The organism is Nocardia sp. NPDC051900 (genome assembly GCF_044452545.1).
Classification (GTDB): Bacteria; Actinomycetota; Actinomycetes; order Mycobacteriales; family Mycobacteriaceae; genus Nocardia; species Nocardia sichangensis.
Map to the genome: position 1 here is coordinate 169,166 of NZ_JBITBU010000013.1, position 26,513 is coordinate 195,678.

Annotated in this window: 12 protein-coding genes; 9 read left to right on the forward strand and 3 right to left on the reverse strand. The window is 70.5% G+C overall.

Going from position 1 to position 26,513, the window contains the following annotated elements:
• Positions 1-9: 9 nt before the first annotated feature.
• The gene (locus tag ACIA5H_RS23065) at positions 10-1,326 is read right to left on the reverse strand and encodes a metallopeptidase TldD-related protein (RefSeq protein ID WP_397077336.1); all 1,317 of its coding nucleotides are present in this window, start codon (positions 1,324-1,326) and stop codon (positions 10-12) included.
• Between the two features lie 68 nt (positions 1,327-1,394).
• Complete coding sequence (locus ACIA5H_RS23070) at positions 1,395-2,924, reverse strand: TldD/PmbA family protein (protein WP_397077306.1); 1,530 nt, start codon at positions 2,922-2,924, stop codon at positions 1,395-1,397.
• 166 nt (positions 2,925-3,090) lie between these two features.
• Between ACIA5H_RS23070 and ACIA5H_RS23075 the strand changes: the two genes are divergently transcribed.
• Positions 3,091-3,738, forward strand: a complete 648-nt coding sequence (locus ACIA5H_RS23075; protein ID WP_356962114.1) for a TetR family transcriptional regulator — start codon at positions 3,091-3,093, stop codon at positions 3,736-3,738.
• Here the strand turns inward: ACIA5H_RS23075 and ACIA5H_RS23080 are convergent, their stop codons facing one another.
• On the reverse strand, positions 3,739-4,506 hold the full coding sequence (locus ACIA5H_RS23080; RefSeq protein WP_355077647.1) for a TSUP family transporter: 768 nt from the start codon (positions 4,504-4,506) through the stop codon (positions 3,739-3,741).
• 107 nt (positions 4,507-4,613) lie between these two features.
• Between ACIA5H_RS23080 and ACIA5H_RS23085 the strand changes: the two genes are divergently transcribed.
• The 8 genes from ACIA5H_RS23085 (at position 4,614) to ACIA5H_RS23120 (ending at position 26,442) form a co-directional block, all read left to right on the forward strand.
• Positions 4,614-5,786 (forward strand): sensor histidine kinase, encoded by a 1,173-nt coding sequence (locus tag ACIA5H_RS23085; RefSeq protein WP_397077307.1) that lies wholly within the window; start codon positions 4,614-4,616, stop codon positions 5,784-5,786.
• Positions 5,787-5,919: 133 nt separating this feature from the next.
• On the forward strand, positions 5,920-6,579 hold the full coding sequence (locus tag ACIA5H_RS23090) for a response regulator transcription factor (RefSeq protein WP_039798341.1): 660 nt from the start codon (positions 5,920-5,922) through the stop codon (positions 6,577-6,579).
• Positions 6,580-6,671: 92 nt separating this feature from the next.
• Positions 6,672-7,154 (forward strand): FxsA family protein, encoded by a 483-nt coding sequence (locus tag ACIA5H_RS23095; RefSeq protein ID WP_355077651.1) that lies wholly within the window; start codon positions 6,672-6,674, stop codon positions 7,152-7,154.
• 54 nt (positions 7,155-7,208) lie between these two features.
• Complete coding sequence (locus ACIA5H_RS23100; protein ID WP_356962121.1) at positions 7,209-7,463, forward strand: hypothetical protein; 255 nt, start codon at positions 7,209-7,211, stop codon at positions 7,461-7,463.
• Between the two features lie 40 nt (positions 7,464-7,503).
• Positions 7,504-9,102, forward strand: a complete 1,599-nt coding sequence (locus tag ACIA5H_RS23105) for an amidohydrolase (RefSeq protein ID WP_397077308.1) — start codon at positions 7,504-7,506, stop codon at positions 9,100-9,102.
• Between the two features lie 666 nt (positions 9,103-9,768).
• Entirely contained in the window at positions 9,769-11,439 is a 1,671-nt protein-coding gene (gene lnt / locus ACIA5H_RS23110) for an apolipoprotein N-acyltransferase (protein ID WP_397077337.1), read from the forward strand.
• A gap of 376 nt (positions 11,440-11,815) precedes the next feature.
• On the forward strand, positions 11,816-25,453 hold the full coding sequence (locus ACIA5H_RS23115; protein WP_397077309.1) for an amino acid adenylation domain-containing protein: 13,638 nt from the start codon (positions 11,816-11,818) through the stop codon (positions 25,451-25,453).
• Complete coding sequence (locus tag ACIA5H_RS23120; RefSeq protein WP_355077659.1) at positions 25,450-26,442, forward strand: ATP-binding cassette domain-containing protein; 993 nt, start codon at positions 25,450-25,452, stop codon at positions 26,440-26,442. The genes ACIA5H_RS23115 and ACIA5H_RS23120 overlap by 4 nt, the downstream gene beginning before the upstream one ends.
• The last annotated feature ends 71 nt before the right edge of the window (positions 26,443-26,513 follow it).

The window sequence follows — 26,513 nt, forward strand, 5'->3', positions numbered from 1 at the left end:
CCGCCGCGCTCAGGTCGCCTGGCTGACCGACGACATGTGGAAGTCCGGAATCCGCAGGGGCGGCATCGCGGTCCGGGTGAACCAGTCCTTCCATTCCCGCGGCAGCGTGAGCTCGGTGGCGCCCGCCTCGCTCACCCGCCGGAGCACATCCAGCGGGCTCTCGTTGAACCGGAAGTTGTTCACCGCGGCGGTGACCTCGCCGTTCTCGACGAGATACACCCCGTCCCTGGTGAGACCGGTGAGCAGCAGCGTCGCCGGATCGACCTCACGGATGTACCACAGGGTGGTCAGCAGCAAGCCGCGCTCGGTACGCGCGATCATGTCGTCGATCGTGGCGTCGGAACCGCCGGTGAGCAGCAGATTGCCGCCGGGAACCGTGGCGGGTGCGTCGAACTCGGCGGCGGTGGCGCGCGGATAGATCAGCGCGGAGATCACGCCGTCGCGCAGCCAGTCGACGCGCTCCGCGGTCAGGCCGTTGTCGAACACCGACATCGATTCCGACGACGCGGTCGCCGCCACGAACGGCTGGTATTCCAGTCCGTGCGCGTGCGGATCGGAGTAGAGCGTGAGCGGGATATCGCTCAGTCGCTCGCCGACCCGGGTCCCGCCCGCTCGCGCGAACGCCGTGTGGCCTTCCTGCGCGCCCCTGCCCTCCATCGACCAGGCCAGGTAGATCATCAGGTCGGCCACGGTGGAGGGCGGCAGCAGCGTCTCGTAGCGGCCCGCTGGCAGCTCGACCTTGCGCTTGGCCCAGTCCAGGCGGCGGGAAAGGTCCGCGAGCAAGCCGGATACGTCGACGTCGGTGAAGTCCGCGGTACCCACCCCGACCCACGCGCTGGCCAGATCCGCGCCCTCGCCGCGTTTGCCGTTGATCTCCACCGAACCGGTGGGTTGCACGAAGCGGCGCCGGATGCCGGTCGAGGTGCCCAGCCAGGTGGTGTGCATCTGGTGATGGGCGAAGCCGTAGAGGCGGTCGGCGCTGTCGAATCCGGCGGACAGGCCCTCGGCCAGATCGGTGAACACCTCTATGCCGGTGCCGGTCGCCGGGGCGGCCCAGTCGTGGTCGACGGTGTCGGGCACCAGCAGCGGCATCGCGTCGCGCGCGGGTTCGGCGCCGCGCGCGGCCTCCTCGCTGGCGCGCACGACGGCCTCGGTGTCGTCGGGGTCGACGCTGGACGAGGCGATGGTGCCGACGCGGGCCAGCGTGGGCCCCTCGCGGAACACCGAGATCACCGCCCATTTGCGCGACACCGACGAGCCGTTGGTGGTCATGGAGTTGCCCGCCCAGCGCAGTGACGCCTCGTGCTCGTCACGGACGATCACCATGGCCTCGTCGGCGCGCGACAGCGCCAGCGCGCGCTCCACGGTCACGCCGGCGGGGAACAGATCGTCGCTCACTGGCCTGCCTCCGTCCGGGTGTTGAGAATGTTGACGCCGCGCACCAGGACCGACGGGCAGCCGTGGCTGACCGCGGCGACCTGGCCCGGCTGCGCTTTCCCGCAGTTGAACGCGCCGCCGAGCTGCCAGGTCGACGGCCCGCCGACCGCTTCCATCGCGCCCCAGAAGTCGGTGGTGGTGGCCTGGTAGGCGACATCGCGCACCTGGCCGTCGAGCTTGCCGCCGCGGATGCGGAAGAACCGCTGGCCGGTGAACTGGAAGTTGTAGCGCTGCATGTCGATCGACCAGGACCGGTCGCCGACGATGTAGAGGCCGTCGTCCACCCGGGAGATGAGTTCCTCGGTGCTGGTGTCGCGGTCGGGATCCGGTTGCAGTGACACGTTGGCCATGCGCTGGATCGGCACGTGATGCGCCGAATCCGCGTACGAGCAGCCGTTGGACCGCTCCAGGCCGAGGCGCGGCGCGAACACCCGGTCCAGTTGATAGCCGACCAGGATGCCGTCGCGGACCAGATCCCAGCGCTGCCCGGCGACGCCCTCGTCGTCGTAGCCGACCGTGGCCAGCCCGTGCGCCTCGGTGCGGTCGCCGGTCACGTGCATGATCGGCGTGCCGTAACGCAGTGACCCGAGCTGGTCCGGAGTGGCGAACGAGGTTCCCGCGTAAGCGGACTCGTAGCCGATGGCGCGGTCGTACTCGGTGGCGTGGCCGATGGATTCGTGGATGGTCAGCCACAGGTTGGTCGGATCGATGACGAGGTCGGTCGGCCCGGCCTGCACGCTGGGCGCCTTCACCTTCTCGGCCAGCCACTCCGGAATCCGGGCCAGTTCGCCGTCCCAGTCCCACATGCCGTCGGCCCCGGTGACGTATTCCCAACCGCGGCCCACCGGTGCGGCGAGCGTGCGCATGGTCTCGAACACACCTGCCGACGCGTCCACGGTGATCGCTTCGAGGCTCGGGTGCAGCCGCACTCGTTGCTGGACGATCGAGGAGCCCGCGGTGTCGGCGTAGAAGGTCTGCTCCTTGACCTGCAACACGCTCGCGGTGACGTGATCCACTCCGTCGGCGTGCGACAGGCGCTCCGAATAGTCCTGCAGCAGCGCGACCTTCTCGCCGGTCGGGACGGCGAACGGGTCGACGTCGTAGGCCGACACCCAGCGCGCGTCGGCGTAACGCGGCTCGTCGGCCAGCTCGACGCGTTCGCGGTTGAGTGCCCGCAGCGTGGTCGCGACCGTGACGGCGGTGCGCGCCACTTCGGCGGCGGTACCGGGCGTGAGCACGGCGTGCGACGCGAAACCCCATGTGCCGTCGACGATCACCCGCACGGCGAAGCCGAGTTCGGTGCTGTCGGTGACGGCCTCCACGCGCCCGTCGCGCAACCGGATCGATTGGGTCACCTGGCGGTGCACCCGCAGGTCTGCGTGCTCGGCGCCGGCCGCCGTGGCCGCGGCCAGTGCGGCGTCGGCGAGCGCGGCCAGTGGCAGGCCGAGGAACTCGGCGTCCACGTCTCTGGAAGTCGCGATGCTCACCCGCACCAACCTAGTCGGTCTCGCCGCGGGTGCGCGGTGATCACACGCCGTGCGACAGCGCATCGGGTGCCGATTCGCGCGCGATGCGTAGTGGCGCTGAGTGAACGGCGCGCGCGACACTCGGGCTTTACCGCGTGTTGCTCGCCGGATGCCGTACTGTGCCCGCGTGCCGCCATCCGCCCTCCGTGACCGTAAACGCGAACGTACCCGCCGAGCCATTCTGGAAGCCGCAGCCGAGCTGTTCGAGACGAGCGGCTACGAGGAGACCACGGTGGCCGACATCGCCGCGGCGGCGGACGTCGGCACACGCACGTTCTTCAACTATTTCGCGAGCAAGGAAGAGCTGCTCTTCCCGGAATCCGACGAGCGGGTGCGCGCCGCGGTGGCGGCCATCGCCAGCAGGCGTCCGGGCGAACGGCCGGTGGAGGTCGTGCTGCGCGGGCTGCGCGCGGCGGGTGACAACCCCGGCGAGCATCTCGTCGACGACCTCCATGCCCGGATCGGGGCGCTGCGCGCCCAGGTGTCGCGGACGGTGCCCGCGGTGAGCGGCCGCGCCGCGCACGCCCAGCTGGTCACCCAACGCGAGATCGCCAGGCAGTTGCACAAGGCGTTCCCCGCCGAGCTCGACGAGGTCGGCGCCGCCGCGTTGGTCGGCGCGGTCGTCGGTGCGGTGTCGGGTGCGTTGACGGTGCTGTTCCAGCGACCGGTGGCGGGAGTCGAGGACGGCGAGCGCCTGCAGCGCGAGATCCACGAGACCACCTCGCGGGTGCTGCAACCGTGGCTGGCCACCCAGCACCCCCAACCGGTGGGCTGATCAGCCGAACTGCTGCCAGCCCAAGCGGATCACCATCCCGATCACCACCACCAGTAGCACGACGCGGACGAACTCGGCGCCCTTCCGCAGCGCCATGCGCGCGCCGACCACGGCGCCGAGGACATTCGCGACGGCCATCCCCGCGCCGAGTGCCAAGAGGATGTGCCCGGTCGCCCCGAAGAAGAGCAGAGCGCCGAGGTTGGAGCCGCAGTTGATCACCTTCGCCATCGCGGCGGCCCGCACGAACTCGGTCCCGAGCAGGGTCGCGAAGGTGATGATCAGGAACGTTCCGGTGCCGGGCCCGAGCAAGCCGTCGTAGAAGCCGATCAACCCGGCCGCCAACGCCACCGTGAGGACTACCTTCCGCCTGGTGGGTGGATGCGTGGCCAGGGTGACGCCGATCGACGGACGCAGCGTGACCACCACCGCGACACCGACCAGCACCACCATGACGATCGGAATGAACAGTTCCCGGTCGATCAGCGAGACCGCGGCCGCGCCCAGTGCCGCCGCCCCCGCGGCGATCACCGCCGCGGGCAGCAGCACCCGCCAGCGCATCGGCACCTTGCGAGCGAAGGTCAGCACCGAGGCGCTGGTCCCCGCGACCGCGGCGAGCTTGTTGGTGCCCAGCGCGGTCTGCGGCGCGATCCATGGGGCCACCACGAACAACGTCGGCAGCACGATCAGCCCGCCGCCACCCACCACCGCGTCCACCCAGCCCGCCGCCGTCGCCGCTGTCAACAAAACCGCCCAGTCTCCGATCTCCACCCGGTCAGACAACCAGACCGCGGATCCGGACCCTGCCCGCTGCCGGGGACGGGCAGTCGTCGGCTGGGCCGGGTCGCCCGCGTGCCGAGGCCACCTACTCTGATCCGGTGCGTCGTTTCAGTCTGTGGCTCCGGGGCAAGCCCGTCGTGGCCGACTCGGCGCTGGCGGCGATCTTCGTGCTGCTCGAGATCATCGGGGTGGGGAACGCGCACAACAAGCTCGCCTACCTGGCCATCGGGGTGCTGCTTCCGCTGCCGCTCGCCCTGCGGCGGGTGTATCCCCGGGCCATGGCGGCGGCTACTTTGGCGTTGTCGCTGACCGAGACGCTGGTCGGCTTCCTGGTCCAGGACGACGCGGACCACATCGCGCAGCTGTCCCACGGCATCATGCTGTACACGCTGGTCGCATACGTCGGCAGGCGGGACGGACTGTGGTACGGGCTCGGTCTGGTGGTGGATCTCGTGCTCTCGATCGTCGCGATCGGGAAGCCGTCCGGGTCCGACAGCGTGTTCACCGCCATGTTCTACGCCTTGTGCTGGACGCTCGCGGAGTTCATCGGCGCGCGGCACGCCTACGACGCCGAGGTGGCGGCCCGGCTCGCGGTCGCCGACTACGACAAAGAGCGTCGCGCGCACGACGCCGTCGCGGCCGAACGCACCCGCATCGCGCGGGAACTGCACGACGTGGTCGCCCACGCGGTGAGTGTGATCATCGTGCAGGCCGACGGGGCGAAGTACGCGCTGCGCCGCGACCCGGACGCGGCCGAGCAAGCGCTCGCCACCATCGCGAGCACCGGCCGGGAGGCGCTGCGCGAACTGCGCAGAACCGTGGCCCTGCTGCGCACGGAGCACGCGCCCGACCAGTTGCCCCAGCACGGCACCGCGGGCATCGCCAAGGTCGTGGAGATGATGCGCGGCACCGGCCTGGCCGTCGAGCTGGAATTGACCGGCGAACTCGACGACATCGCGCCGGAGGTCAGTCTCGGCGTGCACCGCATCGTGCAGGAATCGCTCACCAACACGCTGCGGCATGCCGGGCCGCATCCGAAGGCGTGGGTGCGGGTGCGCCGCACCGATGCCGACGTGCTGATCGACGTCACGGACACCGGTGGGGCGTCGCCGACGGAACCGGCCGCGCGCATCCAGGGCAGCGGTCTCGGCTTGGTGGGGATGCGTGAACGCGTCGCCGTGCTCGGCGGCAGCCTGGACGCGGGCCGCCACGCGGACGGAGCCTGGCGGGTGCACGCCAGCATCCCGCTGCGTTCCGACCCGGCGGACTGAACGAGCCGCCCGGCCGCTCGTTGCGTGAAAAGTAATGAGCGGCAGTGGAATTCGGCCCATGTCGACCGATAGGCGAGACCGGCGCCGCAACTGCCGCCCGGCGCGGCGAAGCGGCCACGTTACATTGGGGAACGTGCCGATCACCGTGCTCGTCGTCGATGACCAGGAACTCATGCGGATGGGATTGAAGATGGTGCTCGGCGCGCACCCGGACATCGAAGTGATCGGCGAGGCGGCCAACGGCGCGGCCGCGGTCACCACAGCGGCGGAACTGCGTCCCGACGTGGTGCTGATGGACGTGCGGATGCCCGTGGTGGACGGGGTCGTCGCCACGACCCGCATCGTGGAGGCCGGGCACGGCAGCCGGGTGCTCGTCATGACGACCTTCGATCTCGACGAGCACGCGCTCGGCGCGCTGCGGGCGGGGGCGAGCGGATTCCTGTTGAAGGACACCCCGCCGGAGGATCTCGTCTCGGCCATCCGCAGCGTCGCCGCCGGTGACGCGGTGGTGTCGCCGAAGGTCACCAAACGTCTGCTGGACCGGCTCATCGCGGAGAACCCGGCGCGCACCCGCGACCCGGGCGTGCTCGATGTGCTCACCGCCCGCGAACGTGAAGTGCTCGAGCAGATCGCGGCAGGCCGCTCCAACGCGGAGATCGCCGAGCAGTTGTACCTCTCGGAGGCCACGGTCAAGACACACGTGGGCCGGGTGCTGACCAAACTCGGTCTGCGCGATCGGGTTCAGGCAGTCGTGCTCGCCTACGAGACCGGGCTGGTGCGGCCGGGCGGATGACGGCGCGGGCTCTCAGCGACCTATCAGGCGAATCACGGAGAAAAAACCGGGCGCGAGACGTTGACCGGGGTAGATCGTCCGAAAGGATCGCCATGCCCGCCTTGTTGTTCGTGCTGTACGTCGTCGTGGAAATCGCCGCGCTGGTCACGGTCGGTCAGCTGATCGGCGCGTTGCCGACCATTCTGCTGCTGATCGCCGGATCAGGAGCGGGAATGCTGCTGGTCGGTTCGCAGGGGCGGCGGGTGTTCGAGCAGTTCCGCCGGGCCGCGCGCGGGGAAGTGGCGCCAGGGACCGCCGTGGCGGACGGCGCCCTGGTCGCGGCGGGCGGTGTGCTGATGTTCGTACCCGGCCTGGTCACCTCGCTGTTCGGTCTGCTCCTGCTGCTGCCGCCCACGCGGTTGCTGGCGCGTCCAGTGCTGGCGGCCTTCGCCGCACGGCGCTTCGGCAAGCTGGTCGCGACCGCGCCTTACCGTGGGGTGGTCGTCGACGGCGGCGACGTGGTGGACGGCGTCGTCGTGGGGCAGTGGTACGACGACGGTCAGGGCAACGCGCGCCGCGCGATCCCCTCGTCCTGAGTGAACTCGCCGCACCCGGTTCCGTGTCGCGCCGCGAAGGGCTATCGTGACGCGATGACCACCGAGCAACTCACCGTGACGGTGAGCGAAGAGCTGGCCGCCGCGGTGAAACGAGCGGCCGCCGCTGCGGGACAGTCGATTTCCGGATTCACGGCCGCGGCGCTGCGGCTGGAGCTGATCGCCGTGGAGGCGGGCTGCTTGCCCGCGGCGGCCGGGAGAACCGGCGGTACGCCGCCGGAATACGCGGAGGTGATGGCGGTGCTCGCGCAACCGGAGGATCTGGACCGCCACTCCGTGCTGAACGCCTGACCGAAACCGCCGGTTCGGGCATGGGGCAGACTGGTGCCTCGTGAGTACCCAGTTGCTGATCGGCGGCCGTTTCTACAGTGCCAGTTCACCCGACGCCACGGCGATGGCGGTGAGCGACGGAACCGTCGTCTGGCTGGGCGCCGAGCAACCCGGACGGGCGCTGCATCCGGATGCCGAGATCGTCGACCTCCACGGCGCCTTCGTCGCGCCCGCGTTCGTCGATCCGCATGTGCACGTCACCGCGCTGGGCCTGAAGCTGACCGGGCTCGACCTGTCGGCCGCCCGGTCGCTCGAACACTGCCTGCGGCTGCTGCGGGAGTTCGCCGAGGCGCACCCCGACAGCGCGGTACTGGGTGACGGCTGGGACGAGACCACCTGGCCGGAGGGACGGCCGCCCACCGTCGAGGAGATCGACGCGGCGGCGGGTGCGGGCAGGCAGGTCTATCTCTCCCGCGTGGACGCGCACTCCGCGGTGGCGTCCTCGGCGCTGCTGAACGCGCTGCCCGGGCTGGCGGCGACCGACGGATTCACCCGAGGCGAGCCCGTGCGTGCCGCCGCCCACCACTTGGTGCGCGCCGCCGCGCTCGCCGGATTGACTCGGGCACAACGGGATCGAGCGCGCGCCGCGGCACTGGACCACGCCGCCGCGCGCGGTGTCGTCGCGGTCCACGAATGCGCGGGACCGGAGATCGCGGGTCGCGATGACGTCCGCGAACTGCTCGAATTCGAGCACGGCGTCCAGGTGCGGGCCTACTGGGGCGAGGCGGTGCGCAGCGCCGAGCAGGCTCGCGCCCTGATCGATGAACTCGGCGTGCACGCACTCGGCGGCGACCTGTTCGTCGACGGCTCCTTCGGATCGCGCACCGCGTGGCTGCGCGCACCCTACGCCGACGAATCCGGCTGCGGCCGAAGCTATCTCGATGTCGAGGCGATCGCGAATCACGTCCGCGCCTGCACCGTCGCCGGCATCCAGGCCGGATTCCACGTGATCGGCGACGCCGCCATGGATGCCGTGGTCGCCGGTGTCGAACGGGTGGTCGCCGAACTCGGCGGTCCCGCCGTCGCGGCGCTGGGGCATCGCGTCGAACACGCCGAGCTCGTCGATGCCGAGCACATCTCCCGCCTGGCCCGCTGGGGCGTGATCGCCAGTGTGCAGCCGGGATTCGACGCCGCGTGGGGTGGAACCGACGGCATGTACGCGGCTCGGCTCGGCGCGGAGCGCGCCGCGGCGCTGAACCCGTTCGCCGCCATGGCCTCCGCGGGCGTGGCCCTGGCGATCGGTTCCGACGCCCCGGTCACCGCGCTCGATCCGTGGGCGGCGGTGCGTGCCGCCGCCGGGCACCGCACGCCCGGCCACGCCCTGTCCCCGCGGGCCGCCTTCGCCGCGGCAACGCGAGGCGCGTGGCGCGCGGGCGGAGTTCGCGACGGGGTGGCGGGCACACTGGTCCCCGGGGCGCCCGCCTCCTATGCGATCTGGGATGCCGGCGAACTGGTCGTCAGCGCGGCCGCCGACTCGGTGCAGCGCTGGTCCACCGACCCGCGGTCGCGCGTCCCTGGGTTGCCCGCGCTGGAGCCGGGCGCGCCGCTGCCCACGTGCCTGCGCACCGTGCACCGGGGAGTGACGATCTATGCGAAGTGAGCGCGTGATGGCGGAGTCCGCGACGGTTCTCGGCCGTCTCGTGCCCGGCGTTCGGGTGCACGGGGCGGCTCGTGAGCGGCTCGGCTCGGGCCGGGCGAACAACACCCCTTGCCGAGTGCACTCTGTTCGTCCACGGCGGTCCGATGTGGCACTGCGTGCCAGTACTCCATCTTCTCCGTTTGCCGGACGCTCTCCGGTGAACCGTCGCGCCACCGCGGATCGGTGCGAGAACCAGCCGCATAACCGAGCGTGGCGGCTAGCGATTTCGCAAGCACCGGCTGGAACGCTGCGGTCTGTCCGACGGAGCGCGAGCGGCGAACCGATATCGCGTACGCGGCGGCTAACGATTCAGTGGGGCCCGGCGATGAAAAAATGGATACCCGATGACTCGAGTATCCGCCGTTTTCCGGGCCTCGCCTCCGCTCGGTCGGCCGTGTGGTGTGAATACGCCCCCGGGCGAGTCGATCGGTTGGGCGAGTCGCCTGCGCGCACTCGAAGCATGGCGGACTTGATATTCCGTGTGATAAACATCACGTCCATTGCTGGGTCGAGATTTGTCGAGCGGCGTGGGACGGACTCGGACCGATGGACGGCTCGGTTGTCGACCGCCGACTGGCGAGGGCCCGCACGGTGGCGGACGGTGGTCGAGTAATGGTGCGAGAGCGAATGCTCGCGTCGGTGCGGCAGGCGTCCGCGGTGGCGCGCGATCATCCGGTGGCGACGCGGTCGGTGGCGGCGGTCGTCGCGGGCTTGTTGCTGTTCGGCAGCTTCCCGCCCAGGCCGTGGTGGTTTCTCGCCCCTTTGGGCGTGGCGGTGCTCACGCTCACCGTACGCGGCGACGGCCGCCTGCGGGCGGGCTTCGGCTACGGGTTTCTGGCCGGGCTGGCGTTTTTCGTCCCGCTGCTGCCGTGGACCGGCATCTACGTCGGACCGCTGCCGTGGCTGGCGCTGTCCACCGCCTGCGCGGTCTACCTCGGCGTCTTCGGCGTGCTCGGGCGGTTGGTCGGCGCGTTGCCCGGCTGGCCGCTGTGGGTGGCACTGGCCTGGGCCGCGACGGAGTGGGGCAGGTCCAGCTTCCCGTTCGGTGGTTTTCCCTGGGGCCGTTTGGCCTTCGGTCAGGCCGACGGCTGGTTCCTGCCACTGGCGGCGATCGGTGGAGCCCCGCTGGTCGGGTTCGCCGTCGCGCTCACCGGAACCGGGCTGGCCGCGTTGGTCTCTATGTTGTGGTCGGTGCGTACCACGGATGACGCGCGCGAAACCACGGTCTCCGAGAACGGCGCGCCCGAGTCGACCGCCGTGAGCGGACCCGTCCCGGCGACCCGACTGGGATACGCCGCTGTGGCTTTCGCCGTCTTGATCATGCCGCTCAGCGGTCTGCTGCTCCGGTCGGCTCTGCCAGATCCGGACGTGGGCGACCGAACGGTCACGGTCGCGGCGATCCAGGGCAGCGTGCCCCGCCTCGGACTGGAATTCAACGAACAGCGGCGGGCCGTGCTGGACAATCACGTCCGGCGCACCGAAGAACTGGCCGACGAGGTGGCGGCGGGCCGCGCGCCGCGCCCGGATGTGGTGATCTGGCCGGAGAACTCCTCCGACATCGATCCTTTGCGCAACGCCGACGCCGCCGCCCTGATCACCGCCGCCTCCGAGCGCATCGGCGCACCCATTCTGGTCGGCGCCGTGCTGATCAACCCGGACCGGACGACGACCAACTCGGTGATGGTGTGGAACGGCGCGGCGGGTCCGGGAGACCGGCACGACAAGAAGATCATCCAGCCTTTCGGCGAGTATCTGCCGATGCGGAGTTTCTTCCGGCATTTCTCCGAATACGCCGATCGGGCGGGGTATTTCGTACCGGGAAATGGTGACGGAGTTGTGCACGCGGCGGGTATCGACATCGGCGTGTCGACGTGCTACGAGGTCGCTTTCGATCGCTCGTTCGAGGACGCGATGCGCGCGGGCGCCCAACTGCTCACCGTGCCGACGAACAACGCGACCTTCGGCGACAGCGAGATGACCTATCAGCAGCTGGCCATGTCCCGCGTTCGCGCCGTCGAACACGGCAGAGCGCTGGTCGTCGCGGCCACGTCGGGTGTCAGCGCCGTCATCGCCGCCGACGGCAGTGTGCGGCAGGAATCGGCGTTGTTCGCGCCCGCGGCTCTGGTCTCCGCGCTTCCGTTGCGCAACGACACCACTCTCGCAACACGAATCGGGCCCGCGCCGGAGCGAGTTTTCGTTATCCTGACGGCTGCCGCCGCGCTGGCCGCGGCCCTCCGGCGGCGATCTGCTACCCGCGTGGATGAGCGAAGCGGCCGTCGAGCCGTCGACGACCGATAGATCCTGTCGAACCAGCTTTTACCGAACACCCGGTTTGTTCTTGCCCCTACCGCCCCGAAAACGAAGGTGCGTAGTAAAGTTGCGCGCCGTTCGCCAGACAACTGAAGCGATCTGCGGAGTAGCATCGAACAGTCTGGTCAGGGCCCGTTTTGCTTCGGTTCGACCTAGTTGAGTCGCAATGTTTGCGGAAATGTAACCAACCAAAGTGGCCTTCTGCCAAGGACGTTGGATGTGAAACAAATCCAAAACGTCGGCAATCCGGCTGATGCGACGCTCCGAATCATAGGGCGTGGATTACGTCCTACGGCTGGCGCGCGTGCGCTTGCTGGGGCGGTGCTCGGGGAGTTGCGTCAACAGCGGCAGAACGGAGTGATTGATGAGTTCATTGGCCACGGATCGCGTCGACCAATGTTCATCCGGCGAATTCTCGGCCCAACCGTTTGCTCTGTCACCCGCGCAGACAGCTCTCTGGTACGCGCAGCGGATTCGCCCCGACGTACCGCTCACGATCTCTCAGTACGTCGAGATCCACGGTGACTTGGACGAGGGGCGGCTGCTGTACGCGATCGAGCGTTTCGGCGCCGAGACCCAGGTGGGTCAAGTGCGCTTGATGGAAATAGATGGCACTCCGTATCAGATCGTCGACCCGGTGACACGGCCCGGCTGGCGCCGTATCGATCTGCGCGGCGAGGCCGACCCGCGCGCCGCGGCGCTGCGCTGGATGCACGAACACACGAGCTCGCCGATCGATCTGGAACGCGATCCGCTGACCTCCAACGCGGTTCTGCGGATCGGGGACTCCCATTACATCTGGTATTCGTTCGCCCACCACATCGTCATCGACGGCTACGGTGCGATGAACGCGCTGACCCGTACCGCGGAGATCTACACCGCGCTGGAGAACCGGACCGAGCCGGTCGCGTCGCGGGCGACGCCGCTGGCCGAAATCTACGCCGACGAGGCGCGCTACCACGATTCCAGCCGTTTCCAGAGCGACCGCGAGTACTGGGCCGGGCAGTTGTCGGGCGTGGGCGAGCCGGTGAGCCTCGGCGGCGCCCGGCTCGGCGCCGCCACCCACGACGCGGGCCGCAGGCTGGCCACCGCCGTGCTCGATGACGAGCAACATGCCGCGATCGACGCGGCGACCAGCGCGTGGAACACCACCGACTCGGCGATGTTCGTCGCGGCGCTGGCCACCTACGTGCGGTCGGTGACGGGCAACGCCGACGTGGTGCTGAGCCTGCCGGTCTCGGCGCGCACCACAGTGTCGCTGCGCCGCTCGGCGGGCGTGATCTCCAACGTCGTGCCGATCCGGCTGCGTTTCGACGAGGCGACCACGATCGGCGACCTGGTGAAGGCGGCCGAGCTGCAGATCACCGGCGCGTTGCGGCATCAGCGCTACCGGCACGACGACATCCGGCGCGACAGCGGCTACTCCCGCGACGCGCGCGGATTCTTCGGCCCGATGGTCAATCTGATGCTGTTCCACGACGAGCTGCGTTTCGGCAGTCTGGTCGGCTCCATGCACGTGCTGGCCACCGGCCCGGTGGAAGACCTCTCGGTCAACGTCTACAACGGCGCGGGTGGCCGCCTGCACATCGACTTCGAAGCCAATCCCCGCCTCTACGGCGAGGCCGAAGTCGGCGTGCACCACGCACGCTATCTGGACTTCCTCGGCCGCTTCCTGGCCGCCGATCCCACGGTGCCCGCCGAGTCGCTCGGCGCGATCACCCACGCCGAGCGCGAGCGGGTCCTGCACGAGTGGAACGCCACCGCCGCGCCCCGGCAGGAGGGCACCCTCGCGAGCCTCTTCGCCGAACGCGTCGGGTCCGATCCGGACGCCACCGCACTCGAGTTCGGCGACGAGTCGCTGACCTACGCCGAACTCGACGGCCGCGCCAACCGCCTGGCCAGGCTTTTGATCGCGCGCGGCGCCGGGCCCGATACGACGGTCGCCCTGTGCCTGCGCCGCAGCCTCGACCTGGTGGTCGGCATGTACGCGATCGTGAAAGCGGGCGCGGCGTACCTGCCGCTGGACACCGAGCACCCGGCCGAGCGGATCGCGCAGATCGTGCGTCAGGCCGAGCCGTTGTGCGTGCTCACGGCCAGCCGGGACGACGTGGAGCTGCCCGCGACGGTCACCAGGCTGGAGATCGACACCGTGCGGCTCTCCGGATTCGACGACGCGCCGGTCACCGACGCCGACCGCACGGGCGCGCTGCGCCCCGACCACCTCGCCTACGTCATCTTCACCTCCGGATCGACCGGAAAGCCCAAAGGCGTCGGGGTGACCCATGCCGCCATCGTCAACCGGCTGCGCTGGATGCAGCACGAGTATCCGCTCGGCCGCGACGACGCGGTGCTGCAGAAGACCCCGGCCACCTTCGACGTCTCGGTGTGGGAGTTCTTCTGGCCCTTGCAGGTCGGCGCGCGCTTGGTGATCGCCGCCCCCGACGGGCACCGCGACCCGACGTACCTCGCCCGGGTCATCGCCGAAAAAGGCATCACCACAGCGCATTTCGTGCCGTCCATGCTATCGGTGTTCGTCACCGAGGCGGATCTACGCGGTTGCGCCTGCCTGCACCGGGTGTTCTGCAGTGGTGAGGCGCTGCCCGCCGCCGCCGTGCGGGAGTTCTACGCGGCGCTGCCCGCCGCCGAACTGCACAACCTCTACGGCCCGACGGAGGCCGCCGTGGACGTCACCTACTGGGCGTGCCCACCCGATGCCGCCGCCGTGCCGATCGGCTCGCCGGTGTGGAACACCCAGACCTACGTGCTGGACGACCGCTTGCAGCCCGTTCCGCCCGGCGTGGTCGGCGAACTGTATCTCGCCGGAGTCCAGCTGGCCCGCGGCTACCTGAGACAGCCGCGGCTGACCGCCGACCGATTCGTTGCCGACCCCTTCACTCCCGGCGCGCGGATGTACCGCACCGGTGACCTGGCACGCTGGCAGATCGGCCGCTCCGGTGCCGAGCCGGGCGTGCTGGAATACCTGGGCCGCAGCGACTTCCAGGTCAAGATCCGTGGCCTGCGCATCGAGCTCGGTGAGGTCGAGGCCGCACTGCTCGAGGACGCGAAGGTGGCTCGCGCGGTATGCGTGGCGCACACCGGACGCGCGGGCGACGAGTTGGTCGCCTACGTGGTCGCGGCGAAGCAGGACGACGACGATGCCCCGCTGGACACGGCCGCGCTGTTGACCGCGCTGCGGCGCACGCTGCCCAGCTACATGGTGCCGTCCGCGCTGATGGAACTCGACGAGCTGCCGCTGAGCGCCAACGGCAAGATCGATCGGAAGGCGCTGCCCGTGCCCACGCCGGGCACGCGGTCGATCCGGCCGATCGCCGAACCCCGCACCGAGGTCGAGCGGGTGCTCGCGGGCATCTTCGCCGAGGTGCTCGACACCGAGGTCGGCATCGAGGACAACTTCTTCGATCTCGGCGGCAACTCGCTCATCGCCGCGCGGGCGGTATCCAGGATCAACGCCGCCCTCGGCACCGCACTGACCATCCGTGACCTGTTCGAGTCCGGGACGATCGAGGCGCTCACCCGGCGATTCGCCATGCAGACCACCGACGTCGCCTCGCCGCGGCTGACGCCCGCCGAACGACCGGAGCGGATCCCGCTGTCGCAGGCGCAGCAGCGGCTGTGGATCCTGAACCGGTTCTCCGAACACGCCGCCGCGTACAACATGCCGCTCGCGGTGGAGGTAGAAGGCCCACTGGACGTGGCCGCGTTGCGTGCGGGCCTGGTGGACGTCATCGAACGGCACGAGAGCCTGCGCACCACCTTCCCGGAGTCGCCGGAGGGGCCCTACCAACTGATCCACTCGGCCGAGGCGATCCCGCTGACGCTCGACCCGATCGATGTCACAGCGGCCGACGTGGCGGACCTGGCGACCGAGTACGCCGGGTACGGCTTCGATCTGCGCAGCCAAGCCCCGATCCGGGTGGCGCTCTACCGCACCGGCCCGCAGCGCCACGTCTTCCTCGTCGTGCTGCATCACATCTGCGGTGACGGTTGGTCCATCGCACCGCTGGCCAAGGACCTGATGACGGCGGTGGCCGCGCGCGCGAACGGCGTGGAACCGGAGTGGACGCAGTTGCCGGTGCAGTACGCCGACTTCGCCCTCTGGCAGCGCGAACTGCTCGGCGACGAGTCCGATCCGGCCAGCGCGCTCAGCCGTCAGCTCACGCACTGGCGCACGGCGCTGGCCGGGCTCCCCGAGCAACTCGATCTGCCGCTGGACCGCCCGCGCCCACTGCGCAGGTCGACCGTGGGCGGCCGGGTCGAGTTCACCATTCCGGCCGAGATCCGCCGCGCGGCGGTCGAACTCGCGGCCGGCCGGGGCGTGAGCATGTTCATGGTGCTGCACGCGGCGCTGGCGACCCTGCTGTCGCGACTGTGCGCGAGCGGTGACATCGCGATCGGAACCCCGATCGCGGGTCGTTCCGATCCGGCGCTCGACGACCTGGTCGGCATGTTCGTCAACACCCTTGTCCTGCGCACCGCGGTCGACCCGGCGGCCGGGTTCGACCGGATGCTCGACGTGGTGCGCGAGACCGACCTCAACGCCTTCGCCAACGCCGACGTACCGTTCGAGCGGCTGGTCGAGGTGGTCAACCCGGAGCGTTCTCCGTCGCGGCATCCGTTGTTCCAGGTGATGCTGTCCTACGACCACGCGCCGGATCTGCGGATCGAGCTGCCCGGCGTCCGCGCGGCGGTGCTGCCGATCGCCTCGGACGTCGCCAAGTTCGACTTGCAGTTGGTCGTCCACGACGACTCGGGCGACGGACCGCTGTCGGCCGAATTCGGCTATACGACGGACGTTTTCGACCACTCCACCGTGCAGTCGTTCGCCCGCAGGTTCATCGCCGTGCTGGCGGGCGGCGTGGCCGCTCCCGAGCTGCCGGTCGGCGACCTGCCGATCCTCGACCGCAGGGAGTCCGAGAATCTGGTGCCCATCGGGGGCGCGCCCGCGGAGCCGTCGATCACGCTGGCCACCTTGCTGTCCGGCACCGCGCGCAGGCTGCCGGACGCGGTGGCGGTTCGCTATCTCGGCGCCGACACCACCTACCGCGAACTCGACGAGCGATCGAACACGCTGGCGCGCGTGCTCATCGAGCACGGGGCCGGTCCCGAGACGGTCGTCGCGATCGCGCTGCCGCGCGGGCTCGACGCGATCACCGCGGTGTGGTCCGTCGCCAAAACCGGTGCGGCCTATGTGCCGATCGATCCGAGCTACCCCGGCGAGCGGATCGCGCACATGATCGGTGACTCCGGGGCGACGCTCGGCGTCACCGACCCCGAATGCCTCGCCGCCATGCCCGCCCTGCCCGCGACCCGGGGCAGGCACCGCAAGACCCAGGTCGACTGGCTGGTCCTCGGCTCGGGTGAACTGACCGCCGAGCTGGCGGGCCACTCGGCGGATCCGATCACCGACGACGAGCGGCACCACCCGATGCGGGTGAGCCACCCGGCCTATCTCATCTACACCTCCGGGTCCACCGGCACGCCGAAGGCGGTCGTCGTGACCCACGCCGGTATCGCCTCCCTCGCCGGCGAGCAGAACTACCTGTTCGGCATCTCGGACGCGGCGCGCACGCTGCACTTCTCCTCGCCCAGCTTCGACGCGTCGGTGCTGGAGCTGCTGCTCGGCTTCGCCGCGGGCGCGACGATGGTGATCGCCCCGCCGGGCATGTACGGCGGCGCCGAGCTGGCCGCGCTGCTGCGCGAGGAGCGGGTCACCCACGCCTTCGTCACACCGGCCGCGCTGGCCACCGTGCCGAGCGAGGGGCTCGACGAGCTGGAGACGGTCATCGTCGGCGGTGACGCCTGCTCGGAGGAACTCGTCGAGACCTGGACCGCCGGGCATCGCATGCACAACATGTACGGTCCGTCGGAGGCCACCGTCGCGGCGACCGCGAGCGGGCCCATGCGGCCGGGCCAGCCCGTGCCGCTCGGTGCGCCGGTGCGTGGCATGCGTCTGTTCGTGCTGGACAGTCGCCTGCATCCGGTGCCGCCGGGCACGCCGGGCGAGCTGTACGTGTCGGGTCCCGGCGTCGCCCGCGGTTACCACGGCCGTTTCGGTCTGACCGCGCAGCGATTCGTGCCCAACCCGCACGGCAGGCGTGGCGAGCGGATGTACCGCACTGGCGACTTGGTCGTCATGGAGCGGTCCGGACAGCTGCGGTTCCTCGGGCGCGCCGACGATCAGGTCAAGATCCGCGGCTTCCGTATCGAACTGCGCGAGATCGACAACGTGCTGCGCCTGCATCCCGGCATCCGGTTCGCGCTCACCGTGGTGCACACCGACGAGCAGGGCCAGGTACGGCTGGCGTCGTATGTGACGGCCGATCGGCCGGTCGAGGCGCGGGCCGTGCTGGAGACCGCGCGGCAGCGGCTGCCCGGCTACATGGTGCCCGCGTCGGTAGCGGTGCTGGACGAGATCCCGGTGACGCCCGCGGGCAAGCTGAACCGAAAGGCGTTGCCGCAGCCCGTGTTCGAGGCCGCGGCGACGTCCCGTCCGCCGAGCACCGCACTGGAGTTGGGCGTGGCGGGCGTGTTCGGCGGGGTGCTCGGACGCCCGGTGACCGGAGCCGAGGACAGCTTCTTCGATCTGGGCGGCAACTCGCTGCTGGCCACCCGGCTCGCCGCCGCGCTGCACGCGGAGTTCGGTGTGGAGCTGCCGGTGCGGTCGATCTTCGAGGCGCCGACGGTCGCGGGTGTCGCCGAGCAACTGGACCGAGCGCCCCGGACGCAGCGGCAGGCGCTGGCGGTGCAGACGCCGCGTCCGGGACGCATTCCATTGTCGCTGCCGCAGCAGCGTTTGTGGTTCATCAACCGATTCGCGCCCGAATCGAGTGCGTACAACATCGCTTTCGTGATCCGCGTGGCCGGCGATCTGGACGTGCCCGCGCTACGCGAGGCGATCACCGACGTGGTGGGGCGGCACGAAGTGCTGCGCACCGTCTTCCCCGAGGACGCCGACGGCGCGCAGCAGGTGGTGCTGCCGGTCGAGCGGGCGGTGCCCGAGGTGGTGGTCACCGACATCGATGACTCCGGCGCGAAGGCCGCGCTGGAAGCTTTGGCGCACAGCGGTTTCGATCTCACCAGGCAGCCGCCGCTGCGTCTGTCGCTGTTGCGCACCTCCCCGGAGCGTTACCTGCTCGGCGTCGTGCTGCACCATATCGCCGCCGACGGCTGGTCGCTCGGTCCGCTGACCAAGGACTTGGCCGCCGCCTACGCGGCGCGGCACGAGGGTGCGGCGCCGTCGTGGACGCCGCTTCCGGTGCAGTACGCCGACTTCGGGCTCTGGCAGCGTGCCTGCCTCGGCTCGGAAGGCGATCCGGACAGCATCGCGGCGACCCAACTGGAGTACTGGCGTACCGCGCTGGCCGACATTCCCGACCAGTTGCCGCTGCCTTATGACCGGCCGCGGCCGGAGGAGCCGACGCAGCAGGCGGGAACGGTGCGTTTCACGGTGCCGGAGCAGGTGCGGCGCGGGCTCGCCGCGCTGGCTCGCGATCGAGGTGTCAGCAAGTTCATGGTGCTGCGTTCGGCGTTCGCGGTGCTGTTGCGCTGTGTCACCGGCGGTCGGGACATCGTGATCGGCACCCCGGTGGCGGGGCGTACCGACACCAAGCTCGACGAACTGGTCGGCATGTTCGTGAACACGTTGGTGCTGCGCTCCGACGTCGACCCGGACCGCAGCTTCACCGACCTGCTGCGCGCCGACCGGGATACCGAGCTGGCCGCGCTGGCGCACGCCGACATCCCGTTCGAGCGCATCGTGGACGAACTCGGCGCCGAGGCCCGCGCCACGGGCCGTCATCCGCTGTTCCAGGTTGCGCTGAGCGTGCAGGACGGTCCGGTGCCCGCGCTGGAACTGCCCGGCCTCGCGTTGCGCGCGGAGCCGTTGGACATCGCGCTGGCGAAGTTCGACCTGGAGCTGCGGGTCGCGAACGACACCGGCGCACCGGGATCCGCCGCGGACGAAACCGACAGCGTCTACGAGTTCGTCTACGCCGCAGAACTTTTCGACGCGACGACGATCGAGACGTTGGCGGACCGATTCCTGCGCGTGCTCACCGCCGTCACCGCCGACCCGCGCGTGCCGATCCGCGACGTCGACGCGCGTACCGACCACGAGCGCCGCACACTCGCCCCGGCGCGGGGCGGGAAGGCGGCCGAGCCGTGCACGCTGGCCGCGTACTTCACCGCCACCGCGCAGCGGTTCCCGCACAACACGGCGCTGTGCGCGGGGACGACCTCACTGACCTATGCCGAGCTCGACCGGCGCTCCAACCGCTTGGCGCGGGCACTCATCGCGCGCGGACTCGGCCCGGGAACGCGGGTGGCGCTGGGGCTCATCCGCTCGATCGATTCGGTGGTGGCGCTGCTGGCGGCGACGAAGGCAGGCGCGACGTTCGTCCCGGTCGACCCCAAGTACCCCGCCGAGCGCATCCGGCACATGCTCGCCGACTCCGGTTGCGCGACCGGCGTCACGATCACCGCGCACGCGGAGCAGCTGCGCGCGGGCTCCCCGGCCGGGCGGGAGATCGAGTGGTTGTTACTGGATCGTCCCGAATTCGCCGCGGAACTCGACGGCCACGACGACGCGCCGATCCACGACCACGAACGCTCGCGCGCCAACCAGGTGGCCGACCTGGCCTACCTGGTCTACACCTCCGGATCGACCGGAACGCCCAAGGGCGTCGCGGTGACCCACGGCGGTCTGTCCAACCTGGCCGACGAGATCCGCGACCGCATCGGCGTCGACGAGCGTTCCCGCACACTGCACTTCGCGACGCCGAGTTTCGACGCGGCGATCCTGGATCTGCTCATCGCGCTGGGCGCGGGCGCGGCGATGGTGATCTGCCCGGCCGACATCTACGGCGGTGACGAGCTGGCCGCGCTGCTGGAACGCGAGCGCGTCTCCCACGGCTTCATGACCCCGGCCGCGCTCGCCACGATCGACCACGAACGCTGGCCGCTGCCGCACCTGCGTGCGCTCATGATCGGCGGCGAGGCGGTTGCGCCGGATCTGGTGGCGCGCTGGGCGCCGGGACGTGTGCTGTGCGATGTGTACGGGCCGACCGAGACCACCGTGGTCATCACGATCTCCCGCCCGATCCGCTTCGGCGATCCGATCACGATCGGCAGCCTGGTGCGCGGAGCCAGGGCGTTGGTGCTCGATGAGCGACTGCGCCCGGTGCCGGTCGGTGTTCCCGGCGAGCTGTACCTCGCGGGGCACGGCCTCGCGCGCGGGTACTTCGACCGGTTCGGGCTCACCGCAACGCGTTTCGTGGCCGACCCGTGCGGGCCCGCGGGCGCCAGGATGTACCGGACCGGTGACGTGGTGCGCTGGAACGCCGCCGGCGAGCTGGTCTACCTCGGGCGCAGCGACCACCAGGTGAAGCTGCGCGGTTTCCGGGTCGAACTCGGCGAGATCACCGCCGTGCTCGGCGAACACCCGTCGGTGCGGTTCGCGCACACCGAGGTGCGCCGCATCGCCGGCGCCGACCGGATCGTCGCGTTCGTACAACCCGCCGACCGGGCGGCCGGGGTGGACACCGAGGAGGTGCGCGCCTTCGTCGCGGGCAGGCTGCCCACGCACATGGTGCCCTCCGGGCTCACCGTGCTGGACGCCATTCCGCTGACTCCGGTCGGCAAGCTGGACGTCAGCGCACTGCCCGAACCGCAGTTGCTCGGCGATTCGTCCGGCCGTGCGCCGCGGACCGACGCGGAGCGTTTGGTGGCCGCGGTGATGGGTGAGTTGATCGGGGCCGACGGCGTGCGCGCCGAGGACAGCTTCTTCGACATCGGCGGCAACTCCTTGCTGGCGACCCAGCTCGTCGCGCGGCTGGCCGCGGCGACGAACGTACGGCTCGCCGTGCGCACCGTGTTCGCCACGCCGACGGTCGCCGGGCTCGCCGAGCTGCTGGACGCGGGCGCGGCGTCCGATGCGGACCGCCCGGCGCTGGTGCGCCGGGAGCGCCCCGAGCGCATCCCGCTGTCGGCCGCTCAGCGGCGGTTGTGGTTCCTCAACCGGTTCAACGCCGGGTCGGGCGCCGGGCAGTCGTCGGGCGCCTACAACGTCCCGCTCGTGCTTCGGATGACCGGTGCCCTCGATGTCGGCGCGCTGGTCTCCGCACTGCACGCGGTGCAAGCCAGACACGAAACCCTGCGCACGGTGTTCCCGGAGACCGACGGCGCACCCGCGCAGGTCGTACTCGACCCGGCCGAGGCGGCCATCTCGCTGTCGCGGATGACGGTGCGCCCGGACGAGGTCGAATCCGCCGTGCATCGTTTCGCCGCACCGGGATTCGATCTGTCCACCACCGTTCCGATCCGCGCGGCGTTGATCTCGGTGCAGACCGGCGAGTTCGCGGAGCACGTGCTCGTCGTCGTGGTGCATCACATCGCGATGGACGGCTGGTCGCTCGAACCGATGGCCGCCGACGTCGCCGTCGCCTACCGCGCCGCCTGCGGTGGCGGCGCGGCGGAGTGGGCGGAACCCGAGGTCCAATACGCCGACTACACCCTGTGGCAGCAGGAGGTGCTCGGCAGCGAGGACGACCCGGACTCGGCGGTGACCAGGCAGCTGGAGTACTGGCGGCGCACCCTGGACGGCATCCCGGAGTTGCTGACCGTGCCCGCCGACCGGCCGCGTCCGCCCGCCCCGTCCTATCGGGGCGGCACCGTGGAGTGCGCGGTGGACCCGGTCACGCACCGCGAGTTGCAGATGATCGCCGGTAGCAACAACGTCAGCCTCTTCATGGTCCTGCACGCCGCGCTCGCGGTGCTGCTGCACCGGATGACCGCCACCGACGACATCACCGTCGGCACCCCGATCGCGGGTCGCGGTCATCCCGCGCTGGACCGGCTGGTCGGCATGTTCGTCAACACGCTGGTGCTGCGCACGCGGATCGACCCGGGCGCCCGGTTCACCGACCTGCTGCACGCCGTGCGCGAAACCGACCTGGACGCCTTCGCCCACGCGGACCTGCCGTTCGAACGTCTGGTGGAGGTGCTCAACCCGGCCAGGTCCCAGGCGCACCATCCGATGTTCCAGGTGATGCTCTCGGTCCGCAACGAGCCGGTCGGCGGTTTGGACCTGCCGGGGCTGCGCATCGAGGCGGCCGACATCGACACCGGGATAGCAAAGTTCGATCTCCAATTCACCCTGACCGAAACGCAGACCCCGCAACGTGATCCGGCCGGCATCACGGTGGCGGTGAACTACGCGAGTGACCTGTTCGACGAGCCGACCGCGCAGCGGCTGGGCAAGCGCCTGGCCCGCTTGCTGGCCGCGATCGCCGCGAACCCGACCACCGCGGTGGGCGATCTGGAGGTGCTCGATCCCGCCGAGTGGTCGGGGCTGGCTCCGGTGCGCGGGGCCAAACCGGACCGGCCGATCACCTTCCCCGAAGTGTTCGAGCTGGCGGCGAGCGTCGACCGGGCCGGCATCGCCCTGGTGGCCGACGGCACCGAGGTGACCTACGACGCCCTGGATCGCTGGACCAACCGGCTGGCGCGCGTACTCATCGCCCGTGGCGTCGGCCCGGAAACACTGGTGGCACTCGGCATCCCGCGGTCGATCGAGTCGGTGGCGACGGTGCTCGCGGTGGCCAAGGCCGGAGCGGCGTTCGTGCCGGTCGACCCGCTGTACCCGCGGCAGCGCATCGCGCACATGTTGTCGGATTCCGGTGCGTCATTGGGGATCACGCTGGCGGGCTACCGCGGCGAGCTGCCCGAGGGCGCGGAGTGGATCGTGCTCGACGACCCGGCGTTCCGCCGCCTGGTGCTCGCCGCGCCGGACGTGCCGATCGCCGACGCGGAGCGCCTCGCCCCGCTGCGCATCGACAATCCCGCGTACGTGATCTACACGTCCGGCTCCACCGGCACGCCGAAGGGCGTGATGGTCACCCATGGTGGATTGTCGAACTTCGCCGCCGAGACCGCCCACCGGTTCGACGTCCAGCCGGGGTGCCGGGTGCTGCATTTCGCCACGCCGAGCTTCGACGCCGCGATGCTCGATCTGCTGCTGTCCCTCGGCGGCGCGGCGACCCTGGTGATCACGCCCAGCGGCGTGGTCGGCGGCGACGAACTGCGGCAGGTCTTCGCCGCGGAGGGAATCACCCACGCGTTCATCACCACCTCGGCGCTCGGCACGGTCGACCCGCATGGCCTCGCGGAGTTGCAGCACGTGCTGGTCGGCGGTGAGGCGCTGCCGCCGGACCTGGTGACCCGGTGGGCGCCGGGCCGCAATCTGTACAACGTCTACGGCCCGACCGAGACCACCATCGTCACGGTGATGTCGCAGCCGATGACGCCCGGCGAGCCGATCACCATCGGCGGACCCATTCGCGGCGTCAACGCGGCGGTCCTGGACGCGCGGCTGCATCCGGCTCCGCTGGGGGTGACCGGCGAGCTGCACCTGTCCGGAGACGCGCTGGCCCGCGGTTACCTGAACCGTCCTGGTCTGACCGCGCAGCGGTTCGTCGCCAACCCGTTCGGCAAACCGGGGGAGCGGATGTACCGCACCGGCGACCTGGTGCGCTGGTGGGCCGGGTCGCGCGAGCACGGGTCGTCGGCGGACGCCGTGCCGGAGATCCAGTACGTCGGCCGTACCGACCATCAGGTCAAGATCCGCGGCTTCCGTATCGAACTCGGCGAGATCGACGCCGCGCTCGCGCGCCACGGCGGGGTGGCGTTCTCCACCACCATCGGGCATCGCACCCCGGCAGGCGCGACAGCGCTGGTGTCGTACGTGAAGGCGCGCGACGGAGTGTCGCTCACCGCGGCCGAGCTGACCGGGCACGTGGCCGGACTGGTACCGAATTACATGGTGCCGCAATCGATCATGCTGCTCGACGAGGTTCCGCTGAGCCCCGTGGGCAAGCTGGATCGGGCGAAGCTGCCGGAACCGGTGTTCACCACGGGTGAGGGCTATCGGGCCCCGTCCACCCCGACGGAGGAGGCGCTGTGCGCGGCCTTCGCCGAGGTGCTCGGTGTGGAGTCGGTGGGCGCGGACGACGGTTTCTTCGAACTCGGCGGCAACTCGCTGCTGGCCACGAAAGTCGTCGCGCACGTGCGGGAGACGGGCATCGACCTGCCGGTGCAGTTGATGTTCGGCGACGCGACGCCCGCCGCCATCGCGGCGCGGCTGGACGACGCGGGCGCGACCGCGGGCGCCGCGGTGGCGGCGATGCTGGCGCCGGTGCTGCCGATCCGGCCGGGTACCGCGGCGAGCCGGGCGCCGCTGTTCTGTGTGCATCCGGCGATCGGTCTGGCTTGGTGCTACTCGGGATTGCTCGCGCACCTGCCCGGGGACCGGCCGGTGTACGGGTTGCAGGCGCCGCACGCCGCCGGGCAGGACGGCTACGCGTCGATCGACGAGGCCGCGAGCCACTACGTGGCCGCGATCAAGGAGATCCAGCCCGAGGGGCCCTACCACCTGCTCGGCTGGTCGCTCGGCGGATTGATCGCACAGGAGATGGCCGTGCAGTTGCAAGAGGCGGGCGACGAAGTCGCGCTGCTGTCGATGATGGACAGCTACCGCCTGTCCGACGAACTGCTCGACCAGGCGACGCCGAGCGTCGCCGAGATCGTCGGGGAGTTCGGCAGCGACGAACTCGGCGCGGAGATCGATCCCGGCATGAGTCTGCGGGAGGCAGCCGAACTGCTGCGCGCCCGGTCCGGACCGTTCGCGGCGCTGACCGTCGAGCATCTGGAGCGGCTCTACGCGGGCTACGACAACGGCGCCGTGCTCGCACACAGCTTCCGGCCCCGCCCGTTCGACGGCGACCTGCTGTTCTTCAGCGCGGGCGACGACCCGATCAACCGGGCCGATCCCGACCGGCGCGCCGACGCCTGGGAGCCGTACGTCACCGGCGCCGTCCACGACCACGAGCTGCGCTGCGCGCACTCCGCGATGACCACCCCGGAGGCACTGGCGGTGATCGGGCCGGTGCTGCGGAGGTGGCTGGAGACGAAGGAGACGCACAGGTGAGTTTCGCGGTGGAAGTGACCGGCCTGGTGAAGAACTACGGCCGGGTCCGCGTGCTGGACGAGATCGACCTACGAATTCCCACGGGCACCGTGATGGGCCTGCTCGGCCCCAACGGCGCGGGCAAGACGACGACCGTGCGGATCGTCACCACGCTGCTGAAGCCGTCCGCCGGGTCGGTGCGCGTGGCGGGCGTCGACGTACTGCGCGATCCCGCGGCGGCGCGCAAAAGGATCGGCCTGTCCGGCCAGTACGCCGCCGTCGACGCCAATCTGTCCGGTTACGAGAACCTGCGCATGGTGGCCAGGCTGTACGGGATGTCGCCGCGGCAGGCGACCGCCAGGGCCACCGAACTGCTCGGCGCTCTCGGGCTCGACTACGCCGCGCACCGCAGAGCGGGAACCTACTCCGGCGGCATGGCCCGGCGGCTGGACCTCGCGGGCGCGCTGGTCGCCCGGCCCACCGTGGTGGTGCTGGACGAGCCGACCACCGGTCTGGACCCGCGCGGCAGACTGGACATGTGGGGGGTGATCGGCGACCTGGTCGACGACGGCACCACGGTGCTGCTCACCACCCAGTATCTGGAAGAGGCCGACCTGCTGGCCGACCGCATCACCGTCATCGATCACGGGCAGGTCATCGCGCGCGGCTCGGCGGACGAACTGAAGACCTCGATCGGCGGCGACCGGCTCACCGTCACCTTGGCCGCCGGACAGGCCGCCGCGCCCGCGCTGGCCGTGCTGGCGCAGGTCGGCGTCGGCGAGCCCGGCCACGAGGCGGGCACCGACGAGGTATCGGTGGTGGTCGGCGACGGTTCGCGCACGATGGTGGAGGCGCTGCGCAGGCTCGACGACGCGGGCGTCTGCGTGGTCGACGCCAACGTGCACCGGCCGAGCCTCGATGACGTATTCCTTTCCCTCACCGGCAAACCGAGCGGAGCGACCGTCACGGAACCGGAGACCGACGACGTACAAGAGGAGATCATGTCGTGAGCACGGCAATCGTTGGGGAGGCCGCCGCGAAGGCGGAACAGGAGCCGAAAAAGGCCATGACGCAACCGAAT

What these genes read in the sequence shown, in the direction of transcription:
- lnt (WP_397077337.1), top strand. Translation starts at nt 9,769, where the DNA reads ATGCTCGCGTCGGTGCGGCAGGCGTCCGCGGTGGCGCGCGATCATCCG.
- ACIA5H_RS23100 (WP_356962121.1), top strand. Translation starts at nt 7,209, where the DNA reads ATGACCACCGAGCAACTCACCGTGACGGTGAGCGAAGAGCTGGCCGCC.
- ACIA5H_RS23115 (WP_397077309.1), top strand. Translation starts at nt 11,816, where the DNA reads ATGAGTTCATTGGCCACGGATCGCGTCGACCAATGTTCATCCGGCGAA.
- ACIA5H_RS23095 (WP_355077651.1), top strand. Translation starts at nt 6,672, where the DNA reads ATGCCCGCCTTGTTGTTCGTGCTGTACGTCGTCGTGGAAATCGCCGCG.
- ACIA5H_RS23065 (WP_397077336.1), bottom strand. Translation starts at nt 1,326, where the DNA reads ATGGTGATCGTCCGTGACGAGCACGAGGCGTCACTGCGCTGGGCGGGC.